The sequence below is a fragment of the Pseudomonas sp. MIS38 genome (assembly GCF_019891575.1).
Classification (GTDB): Bacteria; Pseudomonadota; Gammaproteobacteria; order Pseudomonadales; family Pseudomonadaceae; genus Aquipseudomonas; species Aquipseudomonas putida_A.
In genome coordinates, this window is record NZ_JAFLXF010000001.1 from 318,011 (window position 1) to 334,435 (window position 16,425).

16 protein-coding genes are annotated in these 16,425 nt (G+C 61.2%); 6 read left to right on the forward strand and 10 right to left on the reverse strand.

Translation table 11 applies throughout. From position 1 onward, the window contains the following. Positions 1-123: 123 nt before the first annotated feature. The 3 genes from J1G18_RS01415 to J1G18_RS01425 all read right to left on the reverse strand — a co-directional run bounded on the left by J1G18_RS01415 (position 124) and on the right by J1G18_RS01425 (position 3,444). The gene (locus J1G18_RS01415) at positions 124-1,047 is read right to left on the reverse strand and encodes an SdiA-regulated domain-containing protein (RefSeq protein WP_223006984.1); all 924 of its coding nucleotides are present in this window, start codon (positions 1,045-1,047) and stop codon (positions 124-126) included. A 295-nt stretch (positions 1,048-1,342) separates the two neighbouring features. Further along, a complete protein-coding gene (locus J1G18_RS01420) occupies positions 1,343-2,008 on the reverse strand; it encodes a fumarylacetoacetate hydrolase family protein (RefSeq protein WP_027610530.1) in 666 nt (221 codons plus the stop codon). A gap of 41 nt (positions 2,009-2,049) precedes the next feature. Beyond that, positions 2,050-3,444 (reverse strand): FAD-binding oxidoreductase, encoded by a 1,395-nt coding sequence (locus J1G18_RS01425; RefSeq protein ID WP_223006985.1) that lies wholly within the window; start codon positions 3,442-3,444, stop codon positions 2,050-2,052. Between the two features lie 204 nt (positions 3,445-3,648). Between J1G18_RS01425 and serA the strand changes: the two genes are divergently transcribed. After that, positions 3,649-4,878 carry a phosphoglycerate dehydrogenase gene (serA, locus tag J1G18_RS01430; RefSeq protein WP_003229219.1) on the forward strand — a complete coding sequence of 410 codons (1,230 nt, stop codon included), beginning with the start codon at positions 3,649-3,651 and terminating at the stop codon, positions 4,876-4,878. A 62-nt stretch (positions 4,879-4,940) separates the two neighbouring features. Here the strand turns inward: serA and J1G18_RS01435 are convergent, their stop codons facing one another. Continuing rightward, positions 4,941-5,366 carry a DUF4399 domain-containing protein gene (locus J1G18_RS01435; protein WP_135296788.1) on the reverse strand — a complete coding sequence of 142 codons (426 nt, stop codon included), beginning with the start codon at positions 5,364-5,366 and terminating at the stop codon, positions 4,941-4,943. 135 nt (positions 5,367-5,501) lie between these two features. On the opposite strand from J1G18_RS01435, the gene J1G18_RS01440 reads away from it, so the two are divergent. After that, on the forward strand, positions 5,502-6,071 hold the full coding sequence (locus tag J1G18_RS01440; protein ID WP_135296789.1) for a transporter substrate-binding domain-containing protein: 570 nt from the start codon (positions 5,502-5,504) through the stop codon (positions 6,069-6,071). A gap of 121 nt (positions 6,072-6,192) precedes the next feature. Here the strand turns inward: J1G18_RS01440 and J1G18_RS01445 are convergent, their stop codons facing one another. Together J1G18_RS01445 and J1G18_RS01450 are read right to left on the reverse strand one after the other, a co-directional pair. Then, entirely contained in the window at positions 6,193-6,678 is a 486-nt protein-coding gene (locus tag J1G18_RS01445; RefSeq protein WP_223006986.1) for a DUF523 domain-containing protein, read from the reverse strand. Position 6,679: 1 nt separating this feature from the next. After that, positions 6,680-7,312: a 2OG-Fe(II) oxygenase gene (locus tag J1G18_RS01450; RefSeq protein ID WP_103484326.1), complete on the reverse strand. Its 633-nt coding sequence runs from the start codon at positions 7,310-7,312 to the stop codon at positions 6,680-6,682. A gap of 108 nt (positions 7,313-7,420) precedes the next feature. Between J1G18_RS01450 and J1G18_RS01455 the strand changes: the two genes are divergently transcribed. Further along, positions 7,421-8,173, forward strand: coding sequence for a DUF2059 domain-containing protein (locus J1G18_RS01455; RefSeq protein WP_097088904.1), 753 nt, complete (start codon positions 7,421-7,423; stop codon positions 8,171-8,173). 103 nt (positions 8,174-8,276) lie between these two features. Here J1G18_RS01455 and J1G18_RS01460 read toward each other — a convergent pair whose 3' ends face one another. After that, the gene (locus J1G18_RS01460) at positions 8,277-9,224 is read right to left on the reverse strand and encodes an alpha/beta hydrolase (protein ID WP_134784906.1); all 948 of its coding nucleotides are present in this window, start codon (positions 9,222-9,224) and stop codon (positions 8,277-8,279) included. Between the two features lie 99 nt (positions 9,225-9,323). On the opposite strand from J1G18_RS01460, the gene J1G18_RS01465 reads away from it, so the two are divergent. Together J1G18_RS01465 and J1G18_RS01470 are read left to right on the forward strand one after the other, a co-directional pair. Beyond that, complete coding sequence (locus J1G18_RS01465; RefSeq protein ID WP_139055167.1) at positions 9,324-9,902, forward strand: DUF6436 domain-containing protein; 579 nt, start codon at positions 9,324-9,326, stop codon at positions 9,900-9,902. A gap of 102 nt (positions 9,903-10,004) precedes the next feature. Continuing rightward, positions 10,005-12,416: a penicillin acylase family protein gene (locus tag J1G18_RS01470; RefSeq protein ID WP_223006987.1), complete on the forward strand. Its 2,412-nt coding sequence runs from the start codon at positions 10,005-10,007 to the stop codon at positions 12,414-12,416. A gap of 114 nt (positions 12,417-12,530) precedes the next feature. Here the strand turns inward: J1G18_RS01470 and J1G18_RS01475 are convergent, their stop codons facing one another. Continuing rightward, the gene (locus tag J1G18_RS01475; protein ID WP_223006988.1) at positions 12,531-13,496 is read right to left on the reverse strand and encodes a GlxA family transcriptional regulator; all 966 of its coding nucleotides are present in this window, start codon (positions 13,494-13,496) and stop codon (positions 12,531-12,533) included. 315 nt (positions 13,497-13,811) lie between these two features. Between J1G18_RS01475 and J1G18_RS01480 the strand changes: the two genes are divergently transcribed. Beyond that, complete coding sequence (locus J1G18_RS01480) at positions 13,812-14,453, forward strand: HD domain-containing protein (protein ID WP_223006989.1); 642 nt, start codon at positions 13,812-13,814, stop codon at positions 14,451-14,453. Between the two features lie 190 nt (positions 14,454-14,643). Here J1G18_RS01480 and J1G18_RS01485 read toward each other — a convergent pair whose 3' ends face one another. Together J1G18_RS01485 and J1G18_RS01490 are read right to left on the reverse strand one after the other, a co-directional pair. Then, entirely contained in the window at positions 14,644-15,534 is an 891-nt protein-coding gene (locus tag J1G18_RS01485) for an ABC transporter permease subunit (protein WP_027610518.1), read from the reverse strand. Continuing rightward, positions 15,531-16,412, reverse strand: coding sequence for an ABC transporter permease subunit (locus J1G18_RS01490; RefSeq protein WP_171061891.1), 882 nt, complete (start codon positions 16,410-16,412; stop codon positions 15,531-15,533). Before J1G18_RS01490 ends, J1G18_RS01485 begins: the two co-directional genes overlap by 4 nt. Between the last annotated feature and the right edge of the window lie 13 nt (positions 16,413-16,425).

A 16,425-nucleotide genomic window follows, 5' to 3' on the forward strand; every position in this document is an offset into this window, starting at 1 on the left:
GCCTCAGGCCACAAGACAACCCTGTGTAGGAGTTGCCGCAGGCTGCGATCTTTTGATCTTGAAAAACAAAAGCAAAAGATCGCAGCCTGCGGCAGCTCCTACATGAGGATTAGTGAAAGGTGGTTATTTCTGCTTTTCGAAGCGATAGAACAGGTTCGGCTCGCTGACCATGTACAGCGTACCGGCGTCGTCCATGGTCACGCCTTCGGCACGGGGAATGGTGTTCTTCAATCCGTTGAAACCGCCAAGCAGGGTCATGAAGCTGACTTGCTCGCCCTTCTCGTCCAGTTCCAGCAACAGGTGCGAATCGGCGGACAGCACCAGGGTGTGGCCGGTACGTGGGTCGATGGCCAGTGCCGAGAGGTTGCGAATGTCCAGTTCATCATTGGCCAGCTTCTGCTTGTCGCCCTTGAGGATCTGGCTGCCGTCGCTTTTCCAGGTGAACAGCGCCGGCGGCCGCTCTTCGCCCAGCAGCAACTGCTGGTTGCGCGGATCCCAGGTGATTGCCTCGAACGCTTTGTTCTGGTTTTTCGACGGGCCGAGGTCGTATTTCGGGAAGTCGGCGATATTCAGCTCGCGGGTGTTGGCATCGACCTTGACGATGGTCAGCAGGTGTTCGCGCTCATCGACGATCGCCATCAGGCCGTTTTCCATCACGGTCACGCCCTCCGGATTGCTCCAGCCCACCAGCGGCATCTTGCGCAGCACATCACCCTGCAGGGTCAGTTCGACCAGAAACGGATTCTTGCCCATCACCGAAAACAGGGTTTTGGTCTGCGGGTTGTAGGACAGGTCCGAGGCCTCGTCCTTTTCCATGCCCGGCAGCAGTTTGCCGTCGATCACCGCCCGATAATCCGGCAACCAGATGCTTGCCTTCTGCTCGGCCTGAGTCTCGAGTCGCTCGCGCAGCCACAGCAGGCCACGGTCGTCCCAATGCATGATATGCGCCACGCCATAAGCGACAGCGAGCACCAGCAACAGCCAGACATACCAGCGCAGGGCAAAACGTGAACGACGGGAAGTTTTGAGCTGGGTGTGAGCAGACATCAGGGACGCGTTCCGAATATTCAGGCTATGGGTAATAGCACAAAGAGGCCGGCTCAGACGCCAGAATGAGAGGAATTATCCGGACAGGATGTGAAAAAAACGGCAAATGACGGGATTGTTGTGCGGCTTTGCGAGCCGCGACACAGAGCCAATGTAGGAGTGAGCCCTGTGGTGAGGGGATTTATCCCCGATGGGCTGCGAAGCGGCCCCAAAGCTGGGACTGCTGCGCAGGCCATCGGGGATAAATCCCCTCACCACAACAGGCTATCTCCCACAGGGTGTTGCAGTTTCGCGGTCAGCGCACGCTGCTGCTGAAGCTGCTCGCGCCAACCAGTTCCAGCACGATGTCGTCGCCGACATTCAGCGGGCCGACGCCCACTGGCGTGCCGGTGAGGATCACGTCGCCGGCCTGCAGCGAGAAGCAGCCGGCCATGTGCTGGATCATCGGCACGATCGGGTTGAGCATCGCGCTGCTGTTGCCGTCCTGGCGTACTTCGCCGTTGATGGTCAGGCGAATGCCGATGTCGGTCAGGTCAGGGAAAGTGCTGCCGACCACGAACGGGGCAATCACCGCCGCGCCGTCGAACGACTTGGCGATTTCCCATGGCAGGCCCTTGGACTTGAGCTCGGCCTGCTTGTCACGCAGGGTCAGGTCCAGCGCCGGGGCGAACCCGGAGATCGCGTCGAGCACTTCTTCACGGCTCGGCTTAGTCGACAGCGGCTTGCCGATCAACACGGCGATTTCCGCTTCGTAGTGCACCGAACCGCGCTCGGTCGGAATGCTGAAACCGCCTTCCAGTGGCACCACGCAACTGCCTGGCTTGATGAACAGCAACGGCTCGGTAGGCACCGGGTTGTCCAGTTCCTTGGCGTGTTCGGCGTAATTACGGCCAATGCACACCACTTTCCCGATCGGGAAGTGAATGCGCGTGCCGTCGACGTACTGGTGCTGATAGCTCATTTACCGACTCCTGCCTTCATTGATTCATCAGGGATTGCCAATCAAACCGCGAAGATCTTGCCCGGGTTCATGATGCCGTTCGGGTCGAACACCGCTTTGACCGCTTTCATGTACTCGATTTCGACCGGAGAACGGCTGTAGGTCAAGTAGTCGCGCTTGGTCATGCCCACGCCGTGCTCGGCGGAGATCGAACCGTTATATTTCTCGACGGTTTCGAACACCCACTTGTTGACGGTCGCGCACTTGGCGAAGAACTCGTCCTTGCTCAGGTTATCCGGCTTGAGGATATTCAAGTGCAGGTTGCCGTCGCCGATGTGGCCGAACCAGACAATTTCGAAGTCCGGGTAGTATTCGCCGACGATCGCGTCGATTTCCTGCAGGAATGCCGGGACTTTCGACACGGTGACCGAGATGTCGTTCTTGTACGGCGTCCAGTGCGAGATGGTCTCGGAGATGTACTCGCGCAGCTTCCACAGGTTCTGCAGCTGGGTTTCGCTCTGGCTCATCACACCGTCCAGCACCCAGCCTTGCTCGACGCAGTGTTCGAAGGTTTCCAGCGCCGTGTTGGCCACTGCTTCGCTGGTCGCTTCGAATTCCAGCAGCGCGTAGAACGGGCAGTCGGTTTCGAACGGCGCCGGTACGTCGCCACGCCCCAGCACTTTGGCCAATGCCTTGTCGGAGAAAAATTCGAACGCGGTCAGATCAAGCTTGCCCTGGAAGGCGTGGAGCACCGGCATGATCGAGTCGAAGTCGGCGGTGCCGAGGACCATGGCGGTCAGGTTTTTCGGTGCGCGATCCAGACGCATGGTCGCCTCGACCACGAAACCGAGGGTGCCTTCAGCGCCGATGAACAGCTGGCGCAGGTCGTAGCCGGTGGCGTTCTTGATCAGGTCCTTGTTCAGCTCCAGCACATCGCCCTTGCCGGTGACCACTTTCAGGCCGGCGACCCAGTTACGGGTCATGCCGTAACGAATCACCTTGATCCCGCCGGCATTGGTGCCGATATTGCCGCCAATCTGGCTGGAACCGGCCGAAGCGAAGTCCACCGGGTAGTACAGGCCGTTTTCTTCGGCGACGTTCTGCAGGTGCTCGGTGACCACGCCCGGCTGACACACGGCGGTGCGGTCGGTGAGGTTCACGTCGAGAATCTGGTTCATGTAGTCGAACGACACCACCACTTCGCCATTCGCGGCCACGGCGGCAGCGGACAGCCCGGTGCGCCCGCCCGACGGCACCAGCGCCACTTTACGGGTGTTGGCCCAGCGGACGATGGCCTGCACCTGCTCGATGGTCTTGGGAAACACGATGGCGCTCGGCGCGGGGGCGAAGTGCTTGGTCCAATCCTTGCCGTACGCGTTCAGGGAGTCGGCGTCGGTCAGGACCTTGCCAGGCTCGACCAGGGTCTTCAGTTCATCAATCAGGGCAGGATTGGTCATCGACAGAACTCTCGAACAATTCATGGTCATCCTGAAGACGCTTCACGTCGCAGGAATGAGTGTTTAGCGGGGTGGCTATGCTAGCATACCGACCCCGCAGGCCAGTGCCCAAGGCCAGTTCTGCGGTGACGGCTTTCTTGTCGTCCAGGTCAATGTCTGTTGACCATTTCCTGCCATTTTTCTCCGGGATACAGGTTTACGCAGATGAGCAAGACTTCTCTCGATAAGAGCAAGATCAAGTTCCTTCTTCTCGAAGGCGTCCACCAATCGGCTGTCGACGTCCTCAAGGCGGCGGGCTACACCAGCATCGAATACCTGACAGGCTCCTTGCCGGAAGCCGAGCTCAAGGAAAAGATCGCTGACGCTCACTTCATCGGCATTCGTTCGCGCACCCAACTGACCGAAGAGATCTTCGATCACGCGAAGAAGCTGGTCGCGGTCGGCTGTTTCTGCATCGGCACCAACCAGGTTGACCTGAGTGCTGCCCGCGAGCGCGGCATCGCCGTGTTCAACGCGCCGTACTCCAACACCCGCTCCGTCGCGGAACTGGTGCTGGCCGAAGCGATCCTGCTGCTGCGCGGCATCCCTGAGAAAAACGCTTCCTGCCACCGTGGCGGCTGGATCAAATCCGCAGCCAACTCCTTCGAGATCCGTGGCAAGAAACTCGGCATCGTCGGCTACGGCTCGATCGGTACGCAGCTGTCGGTTCTGGCTGAAGGTCTGGGCATGCAGGTGTTCTTCTACGACACCGTGACCAAGCTGCCGCTGGGCAACGCTACTCAGGTCGGCAACCTGCACGAGCTGCTGGGCATGTCCGACATCGTCACCCTGCACGTTCCGGAAACCGCGGCGACCCAGTGGATGATCGGCGAGAAGGAAATCCGCGCCATCAAGAAGGGCGGCATCCTGATCAACGCCGCGCGCGGCACCGTGGTCGAGCTGGACGCCCTGGCGGACGCGATCAAGGACAAGCACCTGATCGGCGCGGCCATCGACGTGTTCCCGGTGGAGCCACGCTCCAACGACGAAGAGTTCGAAAGCCCGCTGCGTGGCCTGGACAACGTGATCCTGACCCCGCACATCGGTGGCTCGACTGCCGAAGCGCAGGCCAACATCGGTCTGGAAGTGGCGGAAAAACTGGTCAAGTACAGCGACAACGGTACATCCGTTTCGTCGGTGAACTTCCCGGAAGTGGCCCTGCCGGCTCACCCTGGCAAGCACCGTCTGCTGCACATCCACGAGAACATCCCGGGTGTGATGAGCGAGATCAACAAGGTCTTCGCCGAAAACGGTATCAACATCTCCGGTCAGTTCCTGCAGACCAACGAGAAAGTCGGTTACGTGGTGATCGACGTCGACGCCGAGTACTCGGAGCTGGCGCAAGAGAAGCTGCAACACGTCAACGGTACTATCCGTAGCCGCGTGTTGTTCTGATCCGACGCTGAGCGACAAAAAAAGGGAGCCTTCGGGCTCCCTTTTTCATGCGTGCGAAAACGTCATTCGACGTTGACGGTGATCTTTTTCGAGACGATCGGCGGATCGAACGCCATGTGGCCGCTGTCACCCAGCTCCAGTTGCAAGGTGTGCTTGCCCGGAGCCAGTTTGATCGTGGCCTCGGTCTGTGCCTTGCCGAAGTGCATGTGGTTGGCGTCGGTCGGCACGACGGAACCGGCCGGAACGATTTCCTTGGCATCAATCAGCAGGTGGTGGTGACCGGTGTTCTTGGTGACGTCACCGGCCGGTGCCAGCGCAACGTCCTTGACCCCGAACTTGACCTTGAACTCCTGAGAAACCGTGGCCCCGTCTTCGGGAGAAACGATGAACACTTCGGCGCCCTTGGGTGCCGGGGTCGCTGCACTGGCCAGCACTGAAACACTCATCAACAGGCCAGCCAAGGCTGCTCGTGACATAAACGTTTTCATTCTCTTCTCCAGTTTTTCCGTAAAATCCGCGCGGTCATGACAACTTCATGACCATTCGTTGTCGAAGGCACTCGACAACCATAGCAAAGCGAGCCTGACTCAGAGCATCGCAATAATGACTTCAAAGGAGTGACCATGCGCTTTCTGCCTGGCCTGATCTGCCTGCTACCCCTTCTGAGCCCTCTGGCTCACGCCGAACTGATTGATGACGTCAACGACCGTGGCGAGTTGCGCATTGCCCTTGAGGCTAATACACCGCCCTTCAATTTCAAGGATGGCGACACACTCACGGGGTTCGAGGTCGAGCTAGGGCAACTGCTGGCCAACGAGCTGGATGTGCGCGCCGACTTCATCGTCACCGACGAAGCCGACCTGCTCCAGGGCGTTGAAAGCGGCAAGTACGACGTCGCGCTCAACCACATAGCACTGACACCTGAACTCAAGGATCGTTTCGACGTCAGCGAGCCTTACGGCAAGGTCGATTCGCAGCTGCTGGCGAAGAAGGATGAGCAGCCTCGACCGATGGTGCTGGTACAGGCGCTGACCGAGGAGAAGCCGAAGACGGCGGTGCCGGTGGAGTTGGCGATTCCGTTTCAGAAGGGTAATCCGGCGTTTCAGGCGAGCCTTGCGGGTGCGTTGCAGCGGATCAAGGCGGATGGGCGGTTGGCGGCGTTGTCCGAGAAGTGGTTCAGCGAGCCCAAATGAACACTTAAACCCTGTGGGAGGGGGCTTGCTCCCGAAGGCGTCGTGTCAGGCAATACACAGGTTGGATGACCCGCCGCTTTCGCGAGCAAGCCCGCTCCCACATGGGTTTTGTGGGTGGCTTTCAGTCGAGTTGGGTCAGGGCCATTGCGGCCTCAGGCAGTTCGAGCTCACTGAACACCTGCACCCCATGCCGTTTGAGCAGCGCAGCCGTCACGCCTTCGCCACTGACCTTCACCCCACTGAACGTCCCGTCATAGGTCAGCAAATTCCCGCAAGAAGGACTGTTGGCCTTGAGCACCGCCACGCGGATGTCATGCTTTTGCACCAGCTCCAGCGCTTGCCGCGCACCATCGAGAAACTGCGCGCTGACGTCCTCGCCTTCGCTGGTGATCACCGCCGCCGTGCCATCGAGCACTTCGGCGCCCTGCCCGCCCGGGATCTCCGCCGCTGCCCGCGGTGTTGGCAAACCGCCAGCCACTTCGGGACACAGCGGCACCACACGGCCTTCGGCGATCCACTGTTTGAGCAGATCGAACGGCCCGCTGGCCCCGCCGTCGTAACGCACGCGGTGGCCCAACAGGCAGCGGCTGACCAGAATCTTCTGCATATCAGAACGGCTCGTTGCCACGGCGACGGAACCAGCCGGTCAGCGACAGGCGTTCGCGGTGCGCCGGCAGCACTTCATGCGGCACCTCGCCGGAGAGGAACACCACCAGACAGCCGCCGGTGGGTTGCACGTCGTGGACGCGCTCATCGTCCAGGTACATGCGCAGCTGACCGCCGTCTTCCGGCAACCACGCGTCATTGAGGTAGACCACCACCGAAACCATGCGCCGGTCATCGTCGCGAAAACGGTCGACGTGCTTGCGATAAAACGCGCCCGGCGGATACAGGGCGAAATGGCATTCGAAATCCTCGAGCCCGAGGAACAGCCCGCGATTGAGCGCCTCGCGCAGACTGTCCATCAGGCTCAGATAACGGTCGCTGGCCTCGGCCTGGCCCGGGTCGATCCACTGGATGTGGTCGCCACGAATGCCCTCGCGAATCTCCGAAAACGGCCCACGGCCTACCCCCGCCGGCGCCAGTTCACCCTCGGCCTCACGTTTGCGGCACTCGGCCGCCAGCTCACGGGTCAAACCCGCGGGCAGGAAAATGTTCTGCTGCGACCAGCCGTGTTCGGCCAGGTCGTCGACGATGCGTAACAGCAGCGGGTGTTCAGAGGATATTTGCATGGCGCGCATAGTATGCCGGCGGCAGGAAATCCGACAGAGCCACGCAGCGGCTTGCTACGAATTCTCGACAAGTCCCGGCACCGCACGGAGAATAGTCCGCTGCTGACAGGAGTCCCTATGCGCCGTTTGCTTTTTTCACTGTTGATGTTCTGCGTTTTGCCCGCCTGGGCGGACGGCCACGATCAGCTGTACAAGATCGCCGGCTGGCCAGATCAACGTGCGCATTTCAATGATGCCCTGAGTGCCGCGCAGCAGCGCTACCAGAACAACCTGCCGCCGGCGGTGTTTCAAGCCCTGGTCAACAACAGCAACCAGCGCTTCGCTCCCCAGGCCATGGATCAGCGTGCCGAAGCGCAACTGCGCCAGCACCTTGCCGATCCACAACCGGCACTGACCTTCTTTCAATCGCCGCTGGGCAAGAAAATCGTCGCCGCTGAATTGCTCGCCACCCGTCGCGATCAACTGGCGAAGAACGCCAAGGGCCTGCCGAAGATGCAGGCCAGCGACAGCCGCCTGCTGATCATCGGCCATCTGGCCCAGGCCCTGCCCGCCCGCGAGGCCGGCGCGGAAGTCAGCCTGGCGATTGCCGGGGTGGCGGCGGACAGTTTGAGCTCGATGATCCCCGGCTTGCTCGGCGGCGGTCAGGCGCAAGGCATGTTGAACGGCCAGCGCCAGCGCCTGATGGAGCAGATCGGCGCCGATTTGAACAACACGCTGCTCTACGTTTATCGCGATCTGTCGGATGACGAACTGGAGCAGTTCGCGACCTTCGCCGAGTCCAGCGAGGGCAAGGCGTATTACCAGGCGGCGCTGGCGGCGATTCGGGCGGGGTTGGCGGTGGGGCAAAGCTCCTCGAACCTTGGTCAGTGATCTTTATTGCCTGACCGGCCGCCTTCGCGAGCAAGCCCGCTCCCACAGGTGATCGCGGTTTCATGTGGGAGCGGGCTTGCTCGCGAAGAGGCCCTTACAAACACTATAAATTTCTGCCCCTGATTCGCTTGTTCAGAAACTCGAAATACTCCTCGCGCATTTCCAGCGTCTCGTTCGCCAGATGATGCCGCGCCTCCGGCAGCAGCAGAATCTGCGGCCGGTCGAACTTCCACTTCAGCACCTGTAAGTTGTGCTGCCAGTCCACGGTCATGTCCGCCTGCCCCTGAATGATCAGCGGCCGTCGCGGACTTTTTTTCGCGTGTTCGACGCGGATGATCCAGCGCGACAGTGCACCGACCCACGCCGTCGGCAAACGTTTTGGCTGTAACGGATCGGTCTGCAGGAACGGCAGGAAATCCGGGTCGTTGGAGTTCTCGCTGAAGCGCCGGGCGATGCCCCGCACGAAAGGCCTCAGCAGGTAATAACTGAGCTGCGACCAGCCCCAGGCGCGCGGACGCACCAGCGGCGCCAGCAGAATCAACTGGCCCTGCGCCGGACTGTTCTCGCCATGGTTGAGCACATGATCGACGACGATCGCGCCGCCAGTGCTTTGTCCGCACAGATGCCAGGGTTGCGGCAGGGCAATCGAACTGGCTTCAGCGAACAACGCCTGCAACGTGTCCTGATATTCGGAGAAGTCGCGGATGCTCGCCCGCGGTCCACTCGACAAACCATGGCCCGGCAAGTCGCAGGCGATGACGGCAAAATCCTGATCCAGCGCCCACTCGATCACATGCCGATACAGCCCGGTGTGATCGTAAAAACCGTGCAGCAGAAACAGCGTGCCCTTGACCTTCTCCGGCCACCAGCAATGGCTGACCAGCTCATAACCGTCCACCTCGAACCGGCCCATGCCGCGCCAGACATCGCGCTCGGGAAAGTCGGTCTGATAGAACCGCTGATACGCCTTGGCCTCGTCCGACAACGGCTGCCACTGGGCCAAAGGCTTGAGGCTGGCGCGTAAATGATCGGCATCGAAAGTGTCAGGCATGCGGGTATTCCAAAGCGGTAAACAGACTTTATCGGCCTGCGATATTCATCTGTTGCGGCAAGCATGGCAAGCTAGCCCCCCTTCGAGGATCGAAAAACCATGCGCTCGCCCTACCGCACCGCACTGTTTGCCAGCCTGCTCGCGCTTGTGTGTGCCGGGGTGCTGTGGGCGGCGTACGACTGGTTTCAGGGGCGCTATCTGCGTGCGTTCAGTCAGCACACCGCCGTGTTTTCCGGGGATCCGTTGCGCCTGCCGGATGAACTGGCCGGCCCCGGCAAAATCCGTCTCGTGCATTTCTGGGATCCGGCCTGCCCATGCAACGTCGGCAATCAACAGCACCTGACCGAGATGGTCGAGCAGTACGGCGCGCGCGGTGTGGAATTCTTCGCCGTGCAGCGCGCCGGCTCCCACGGCCAGTTACCCGCCACCCTGAGCAATCTGAAAACCATCGCGGTATTGCCCGGTTCCGAGCAGATCCCGGCCAGCCCCGCCGTGGCGATCTGGGATCGCAGCGGCAAACTGGCGTACTTCGGGCCGTACAGTGAAGGGCTGACCTGCAATTCCAGCAACAGTTTTATCGAACCGATCCTCAATGCCCTGACCGAAGATCGCCCGGTCAACGCCACGCACACCCTGGCGGTCGGGTGTTATTGCCCGTGGCCGGTAGTGGCGCAGTAAGGCATTCCGGACTTTTCAAGGACAGCGATGCACGGCACGGAAGGTCTGTGCTAATTGTTTGCAGCCCGACGGGCGGCAATCCCGCATGCACAAGGAGTCACCATGAAACGCGTTTTCACCGTTCTTGCCTTGCTCATCGTTGTCCTGCTCGCCAGTGTCGGCGGGTACGTCTATAGCAAGCAACCGACGCGTCAGGGCCAGGTGAAGCTGCGCAATCTGCAGGGTTCGGTGACCGTGCGTTACGACGAACGCGGGGTGCCGCATATTCGTGCCGAGAACGAAACCGATCTGTATCGCGCCCTCGGCTACGTGCACGCTCAAGACCGGTTGTTCCAGATGGAAGCCATGCGCCGCCTCGCGCGCGGCGAGCTGGCCGAAGTGCTCGGGCCGAAGCTGCTCGACACCGACAAACTGTTTCGCAGCCTGCGCATCCGTGAACGCGCTGCCAGCTATGTCGCCAGTCTCGATAAGCAGTCCCCGGCGTGGAAGGCCCTGCAAGCCTATCTGGACGGCATCAACCAATATCAGGACAGCCACGTCGCGCCGGTGGAGTTCGACGTGCTGGGCATTCCCAAGCGGCCGTTCACGGCGGAGGACAGCATCAGCGTCGCCGGTTATATGGCCTACAGCTTCGCCGCCGCGTTTCGTACCGAACCGCTGCTGACCTACGTGCGCGATCAACTCGGCGCCGATTACCTCAACGTCTTCGACCTCGACTGGCAGCCCAAAGGCGTGCTCGCCAAAGATCAGGCCAAGAAGTCGCCGACCCTCGCCGCCGGTGACTGGCAAGACCTCAACGCCCTCGCCCGCCTCAGCGAGCAGGCGCTGATTGAAAACGGCCTGCCGCAATTCGAAGGCAGCAACGCCTGGGTGATCGCCGGCAGCCGTAGCCAGAGCGGCAAACCGCTGCTGGCCGGTGACCCGCACATTCGCTTCTCGGTGCCGTCGGTGTGGTACGAGGCGCAACTGTCGGCGCCGGGCTTTGAGCTCTACGGCCATCATCAGGCACTGGTGCCGTTCGCGTTCCTGGGGCACAACCTCGATTTCGGCTGGAGCCTGACCATGTTCCAGAACGACGATCTGGATCTGATCGCCGAGAAGGTCAACCCGGACAACCCGAATCAGGTCTGGTACCACGGCCAGTGGACCGATCTGGTCAGCTCCGAGCAGCAGATCGCGGTGAAGGGCCAGACGCCGGTGACGCTGACCTTGCGCCAGTCGCCCCACGGCCCGATCGTCAACGACGCCCTCGGCACTGCCGCCGGTAAAACGCCGATCGCCATGTGGTGGGCGTTTCTCGAAACGCCGAACCCGATCCTCGAAGGTTTCTACCAGCTCAACCGCGCCGACACCCTGGCCAAGGCCCGTGCGGCGGCAGCCAAGGTGCAGGCGCCGGGGCTGAACATCGTCTACGCCAACGCCAAGGGTGACATTGCATGGTGGGCCTCGGCGCTGTTGCCGAAACGCCCGGCCGGGGTAAAGCCGGAGTTCATTCTCGACGGCAGCAGCAATCAGGCGGACAAGGACGGCTACTACCCGTTCAGCGCCAACCCGCAGGAAGAAAACCCGGCGCGCGGCTACATCGTCTCGGCCAACTTCCAGCCGCTGTCGCCGACCGGGATGGAGATTCCCGGTTACTACAACCTCGCCGATCGCGGCCAGCAGCTCAACCGCCAGCTCAGCGACAAGAATCTGAAGTGGAGCAACGAGGCCAACCAGAAGCTGCAACTGGGCACCACCACCGCCTACGGCCCGCGTACCCTGGCGCCATTGCTGCCGGTGTTGCGGGAAGTGGTGAGCGATCCGGCGCAGCTGAAACTGGTCGAGCAACTGGCGCAGTGGCAAGGCGACTATCCGCTGGATTCGGTCAACGCCACACTGTTCAACCAGTTCCTCTACGACCTCGCCGATGCGGCGATGCGTGATGAGCTGGGCAACGATTTCTTCGAGACCCTGCTGTCGACCCGGGTGATCGACGCCGCCCTGCCACGCCTGGCGGCGAATGCGGACTCGCCGTGGTGGGACAACCGCAACACACCGAATAAGGAGACCCGTGCCGACATCGTCAAAGCGGCGTGGCAGGCGAGCATGACGCACCTGAAACAGACCCTCGGCGACAATACGTCCGACTGGCAATGGGGCACGGCGCACACCCTGACCCACGGTCATCCGTTGGGTCAGCAGAAGCCGCTGGACCGGATCGTCAATGTCGGGCCGTTCGCTGCTCCCGGCAGTCATGAAGTGCCGAACAATCTCTCGGCCAAGCTCGGCCCGGCGCCATGGCCGGTGACCTATGGGCCTTCGACACGGCGCCTGGTGGACTTCGCCGACCCGGCGCACAGCCTGACCATCAACCCGGTCGGCCAGAGTGGTGTGCCGTTCGACAGCCACTATGACGATCAGGCTGAAGAGTACGTCGAGGGGATGTATGTGCAGGCGCATTTCAGCGAGGAAGAGGTGACGGCCAATACGCGCAGTACCCTTAAGCTGTTGCCGGCGCGGGCGACCCAATAGTTCTCGGTCAGCCGGACGGCCCCTATCGCGAGCAGGCTCACTCCTACAGGGGAACGCATTCCAATTGTAGGAGTGAGCCTGCTCGCGATGGGGCCCGCCAACTCAACACATCTCTCAGAGCATCAACGCAAAATTCAGCCGAAACTGCTGCGGCGTCACGCCCAATCGACGGTTGAACACACTGCGCATGTGCTGCGCATCGCGAAACCCGCACTGATAGGCCACGGTCTTCAGCGGTGCCGTGGTGCTTTCCAGCAGCACCCGCGCCGCATCCACTCGCGCACTTTCGACGAACTCCGCCGGGGTGACCCGAGCCTCACGGGCGAACACCCGGGAGAAGTTGCGCGCACTCATGTTCGCCGCGTTCGCCAGATCGGCAATCGTCAGATCGCCGGTGAGGTTGGCCAGCACATACAACTGCACCATCGCCACCGCTGACGTCGACTCCGCATGCGGTGTGAGGAACGGGCTGAACTGCGATTGCCCGCCGGAGCGCTGGGTGAACACCACCAGTCGCTTGGCCACACTCAGCGCTACTTCAGCGCCGTGATCGCGGGCCAACAGGTACAACGACAGATCGATCCCGGCGGTGACCCCGGCTGAGGTGTAGAGCGCACCGTCCTCGACATACAGGCGGTCGGCCTCGACTTGGGTCGATGGACACAACTGGGCCAAGGCTTCGGCATCGTTCCAGTGGGTGGTCACGGTGCGCCCTTCGAGCAACCCCGCCCGCGCCAGCATGAACGCGCCGTTGCAGATCGAGCCGAAACGCCGCGCACGGGCGCAGGCCTCACGCAGCCAGGTGTCGAAGCTTTTGCCGAAATCCATGAACGGCAACTGCGGGCCGCCGGCCACCAGCAGCAGGTCCCAGGCGTCGAGCGCTTCGCTGAAGTGCCGGTGAGCACTGAGGTTCAACCCGTTGGAGCAGGCCATCGGCCCGCGTTCGAGGCCGATCACCTCCAGTTGATAGTGATCCTCAGGCGGCAAAAAACGATTGGCCTCGGCGAACACATCCATCGGCCCGCTGACATCCAGCGCCTGCACGCCGGGGAATACCACGATGGCGATGGTTTTGTTCATAAGCCTCCAATGTCCTCAATGCCTGTGGCAAACACAAATCCCTGTGGGAGCGGGCTTGCTCGCGAAAGCGGTGTGTCATTCAACAGGTAAGTTGAATGTGAGGGCCCTTTCGCGAGCAAGCCCGCTCCCACATGGGCCGTGCCTGCCTTGTTGATTGAGCCAACCCTAGCCAATCCAGGTTCAACAAGCGAGGTTGGCACGATTTGCAGGTCGATTGGCAAGGATCGCAGCCATGCGTTGATTGTCCGTTTAGTGCCTCGGGGAACAGACTTTGCCCATCAGCGCCACGACGGCGTTTTCGATGAGGATACCTTCATGAGCACGACCATTGCCGGCATCAAGATCCCCGACAGCGCCCTCGCCCGGGCCACCACCGAGTACATTCGCGACATCGAAACCGACCTGCTTTACCACCACTCGCGCCGGGTGTTTCTGTTCGGCGCATTGAGCGGCGAGCGCCAACAACTGGCCTACAACCCGGAGCTGCTGTATATCGGCGCGATGTTCCACGACCTCGGTCTGGTCGAGGGCTATCGCAGTGCCGACGAGCGTTTCGAAGTGGATGGCGCCAACGCGGCAGCGGCGTTTCTCAAACCGTATGGGCTCAGTGATGACGACATCGAACAGGTCTGGCTGTCGATTGCCCTGCACACCACGCCGGGCGTGCCCAAACATCTGCGGCCGACCGTGGCGCTGGTGACGGCAGGTGTCGAGATGGACGTGTTGGGCATGGATTACGCGGCGTTCAGCAGTACCCAGCGCGAAGCCGTGGTGCATGCGCATCCACGCGGGGAAGGTTTCAAGGAGTGCATCATCTGCGCGTTTGCCGACGGCTTGCGCCATCGTCCGCAGACCACGTTCGGCAACGTGAAGACCGATGTGCTGGTGGATCAGGAGCCGGGGTTCAAGCCGATGAACTTTGTTGAAGTCATCCGCCAATCTCCCTGGACTGCCTAATACCAACTGTGGGGGTGTGCCCTGTGGTGAGGGGATTTATCCCCGATGGACTGCGTAGCAGTCCCTTTCTTTTTGAATCAAGAGAGGGGGCCGCTTCGCAACCCATCGGGGATAAATCCCCTCGCCACAAAAGCCCGCTCCCACATTTGGATTTGGGTTGGCCTTGAGAAAGTGGCCAACCCGATATGGCTTAAGCCGCTTCCGGCGCAGGCGCGCGGCGCACGTCCGGTTGCTTCCACGAATCGGCGGCGCCTTCTTCGATGGCTTGCTGGATGGCTTTCTTGCGCGCTTCTTCGGCGCGGCGGCTGAAGAACCACACCATGAACGTCACGATCGACACCGCCAGCAGAATCAGGCTGGCCACGGCGTTGATCTCAGGCTTCACGCCCAGACGCACCGCGGAAAACACTTCCATCGGCAGAGTGGTCGAACCCGGGCCGGAAACGAAGCTCGCCAGCACCAGGTCGTCCAGCGACAGGGCGAACGACATCATTCCGCCCGCTGCCAGCGATGGCGCGATCATCGGGATGGTGATCAGGAAGAACACCTTCCACGGCCGCGCACCCAGATCCATCGCCGCTTCTTCGATCGACAGGTCCAGCTCACGCAGACGCGCCGACACCACCACCGCCACATACGCCGCACAGAACGTGGTGTGGGCGATCCAGATGGTGACGATGCCACGTTCCTGCGGCCAGCCGATCATCTGCGCCATGGCCACGAACAGCAGCAACAGCGACAGACCGGTGATCACTTCCGGCATCACCAGCGGCGCGGTGACCAGGCCACCGAACAGCGTACGGCCCTTGAAGTGGGTGATGCGGGTCAGCACGAAGGCTGCCAGCGTACCCAGCGCCACCGCCGCAACCGCGGTATAGCAGGCGATTTCCAGGGAGCGCACCACCGAGCCCATCAGTTGGGTGTTGTCGAGCAGGCCGACGTACCACTTGATCGACCAGCCGCCCCACACCGTCACCAGTTTCGAGGCGTTGAACGAGTAGATCACCAGGATCAGCATCGGCAGGTAGATGAACAACAGACCCAGTACCAGCATCAGGCTGGAGAAACGGATGCGTTTCATTCTTTGCCCTCCATTTCCTTGGCCTGACTGCGGTTGAACAGGATGATCGGCACAATCAGGATCGCCAGCATCACCACCGCCAGGGCGGACGCCACCGGCCAGTCACGGTTGTTGAAGAACTCTTGCCAGAGCACTTTACCGATCATCAGGGTTTCCGGGCCGCCCAGCAGTTCCGGGATCACGAACTCGCCGACCACCGGGATGAACACCAGCATGCAGCCGGCAATGATCCCGTTCTTGGACAGTGGAATGGTGATTTTCCAGAAGCTGTTGAAGGTGCTCGAACCGAGGTCGGAAGCGGCTTCCAGCAGGCTCTGATCGTGCTTCACCAGGTTGGCGTACAGCGGCAGGATCATGAACGGAAGGTACGAATAAACCACGCCGATATAGACCGCCAGGTTGGTGTTGAGGATCTGCAGCGGCTCGTCGATAAAGCCCATGCTCATCAGGAAACCGTTGAGCAGGCCGTTGTTGCTGAGGATGCCCATCCACGCGTAAACGCGGATCAGGATCGCAGTCCAGGTCGGCATCATGATCAGCAGCACCAGCACCGTCTGCAGCTCTTTGCGCGCACTGGCGATGGCGTAGGCCATCGGGTAGCCGATCAGCAGGCACAGCAGCGTGCTGAAGAACGCCATCTTCAGCGAGCCGAGGTAGGCGGCGATGTACAACTCGTCGTCGCCGAGCATCGCGTAGTTGCCCAGGTTCAGCAGCAGTTGCAGCTTCTGCTCGGCGAAGGTGTAGATCTCGGTGTACGGCGGGATGGCCACGTCGGCTTCAGCGAAGCTGATCTTCAGGACGATGAAGAACGGCAGCATGAAGAACAGGAACAGCCAGATGAACGGAACCCCGATGACCAGTTGCCGGCCATTGGGAATTATTCGGTTGAGC

Bases quoted from the DNA above. Each gene is read 5' to 3' on its own strand.
- J1G18_RS01415 (WP_223006984.1), bottom strand. From the start codon at position 1,047: ATGTCTGCTCACACCCAGCTCAAAACTTCCCGTCGTTCACGTTTTGCC.
- J1G18_RS01440 (WP_135296789.1), top strand. From the start codon at position 5,502: ATGCGCTTTCTGCCTGGCCTGATCTGCCTGCTACCCCTTCTGAGCCCT.
- serA (WP_003229219.1), top strand. From the start codon at position 3,649: ATGAGCAAGACTTCTCTCGATAAGAGCAAGATCAAGTTCCTTCTTCTC.
- J1G18_RS01485 (WP_027610518.1), bottom strand. From the start codon at position 15,534: ATGAAACGCATCCGTTTCTCCAGCCTGATGCTGGTACTGGGTCTGTTG.
- J1G18_RS01465 (WP_139055167.1), top strand. From the start codon at position 9,324: ATGCGCTCGCCCTACCGCACCGCACTGTTTGCCAGCCTGCTCGCGCTT.
- J1G18_RS01445 (WP_223006986.1), bottom strand. From the start codon at position 6,678: ATGCAGAAGATTCTGGTCAGCCGCTGCCTGTTGGGCCACCGCGTGCGT.
- J1G18_RS01450 (WP_103484326.1), bottom strand. From the start codon at position 7,312: ATGCGCGCCATGCAAATATCCTCTGAACACCCGCTGCTGTTACGCATC.
- J1G18_RS01470 (WP_223006987.1), top strand. From the start codon at position 10,005: ATGAAACGCGTTTTCACCGTTCTTGCCTTGCTCATCGTTGTCCTGCTC.
- J1G18_RS01435 (WP_135296788.1), bottom strand. From the start codon at position 5,366: ATGAAAACGTTTATGTCACGAGCAGCCTTGGCTGGCCTGTTGATGAGT.
- J1G18_RS01475 (WP_223006988.1), bottom strand. From the start codon at position 13,496: ATGAACAAAACCATCGCCATCGTGGTATTCCCCGGCGTGCAGGCGCTG.
- J1G18_RS01460 (WP_134784906.1), bottom strand. From the start codon at position 9,224: ATGCCTGACACTTTCGATGCCGATCATTTACGCGCCAGCCTCAAGCCT.
- J1G18_RS01420 (WP_027610530.1), bottom strand. From the start codon at position 2,008: ATGAGCTATCAGCACCAGTACGTCGACGGCACGCGCATTCACTTCCCG.
- J1G18_RS01480 (WP_223006989.1), top strand. From the start codon at position 13,812: ATGAGCACGACCATTGCCGGCATCAAGATCCCCGACAGCGCCCTCGCC.
- J1G18_RS01455 (WP_097088904.1), top strand. From the start codon at position 7,421: ATGCGCCGTTTGCTTTTTTCACTGTTGATGTTCTGCGTTTTGCCCGCC.
- J1G18_RS01425 (WP_223006985.1), bottom strand. From the start codon at position 3,444: ATGACCAATCCTGCCCTGATTGATGAACTGAAGACCCTGGTCGAGCCT.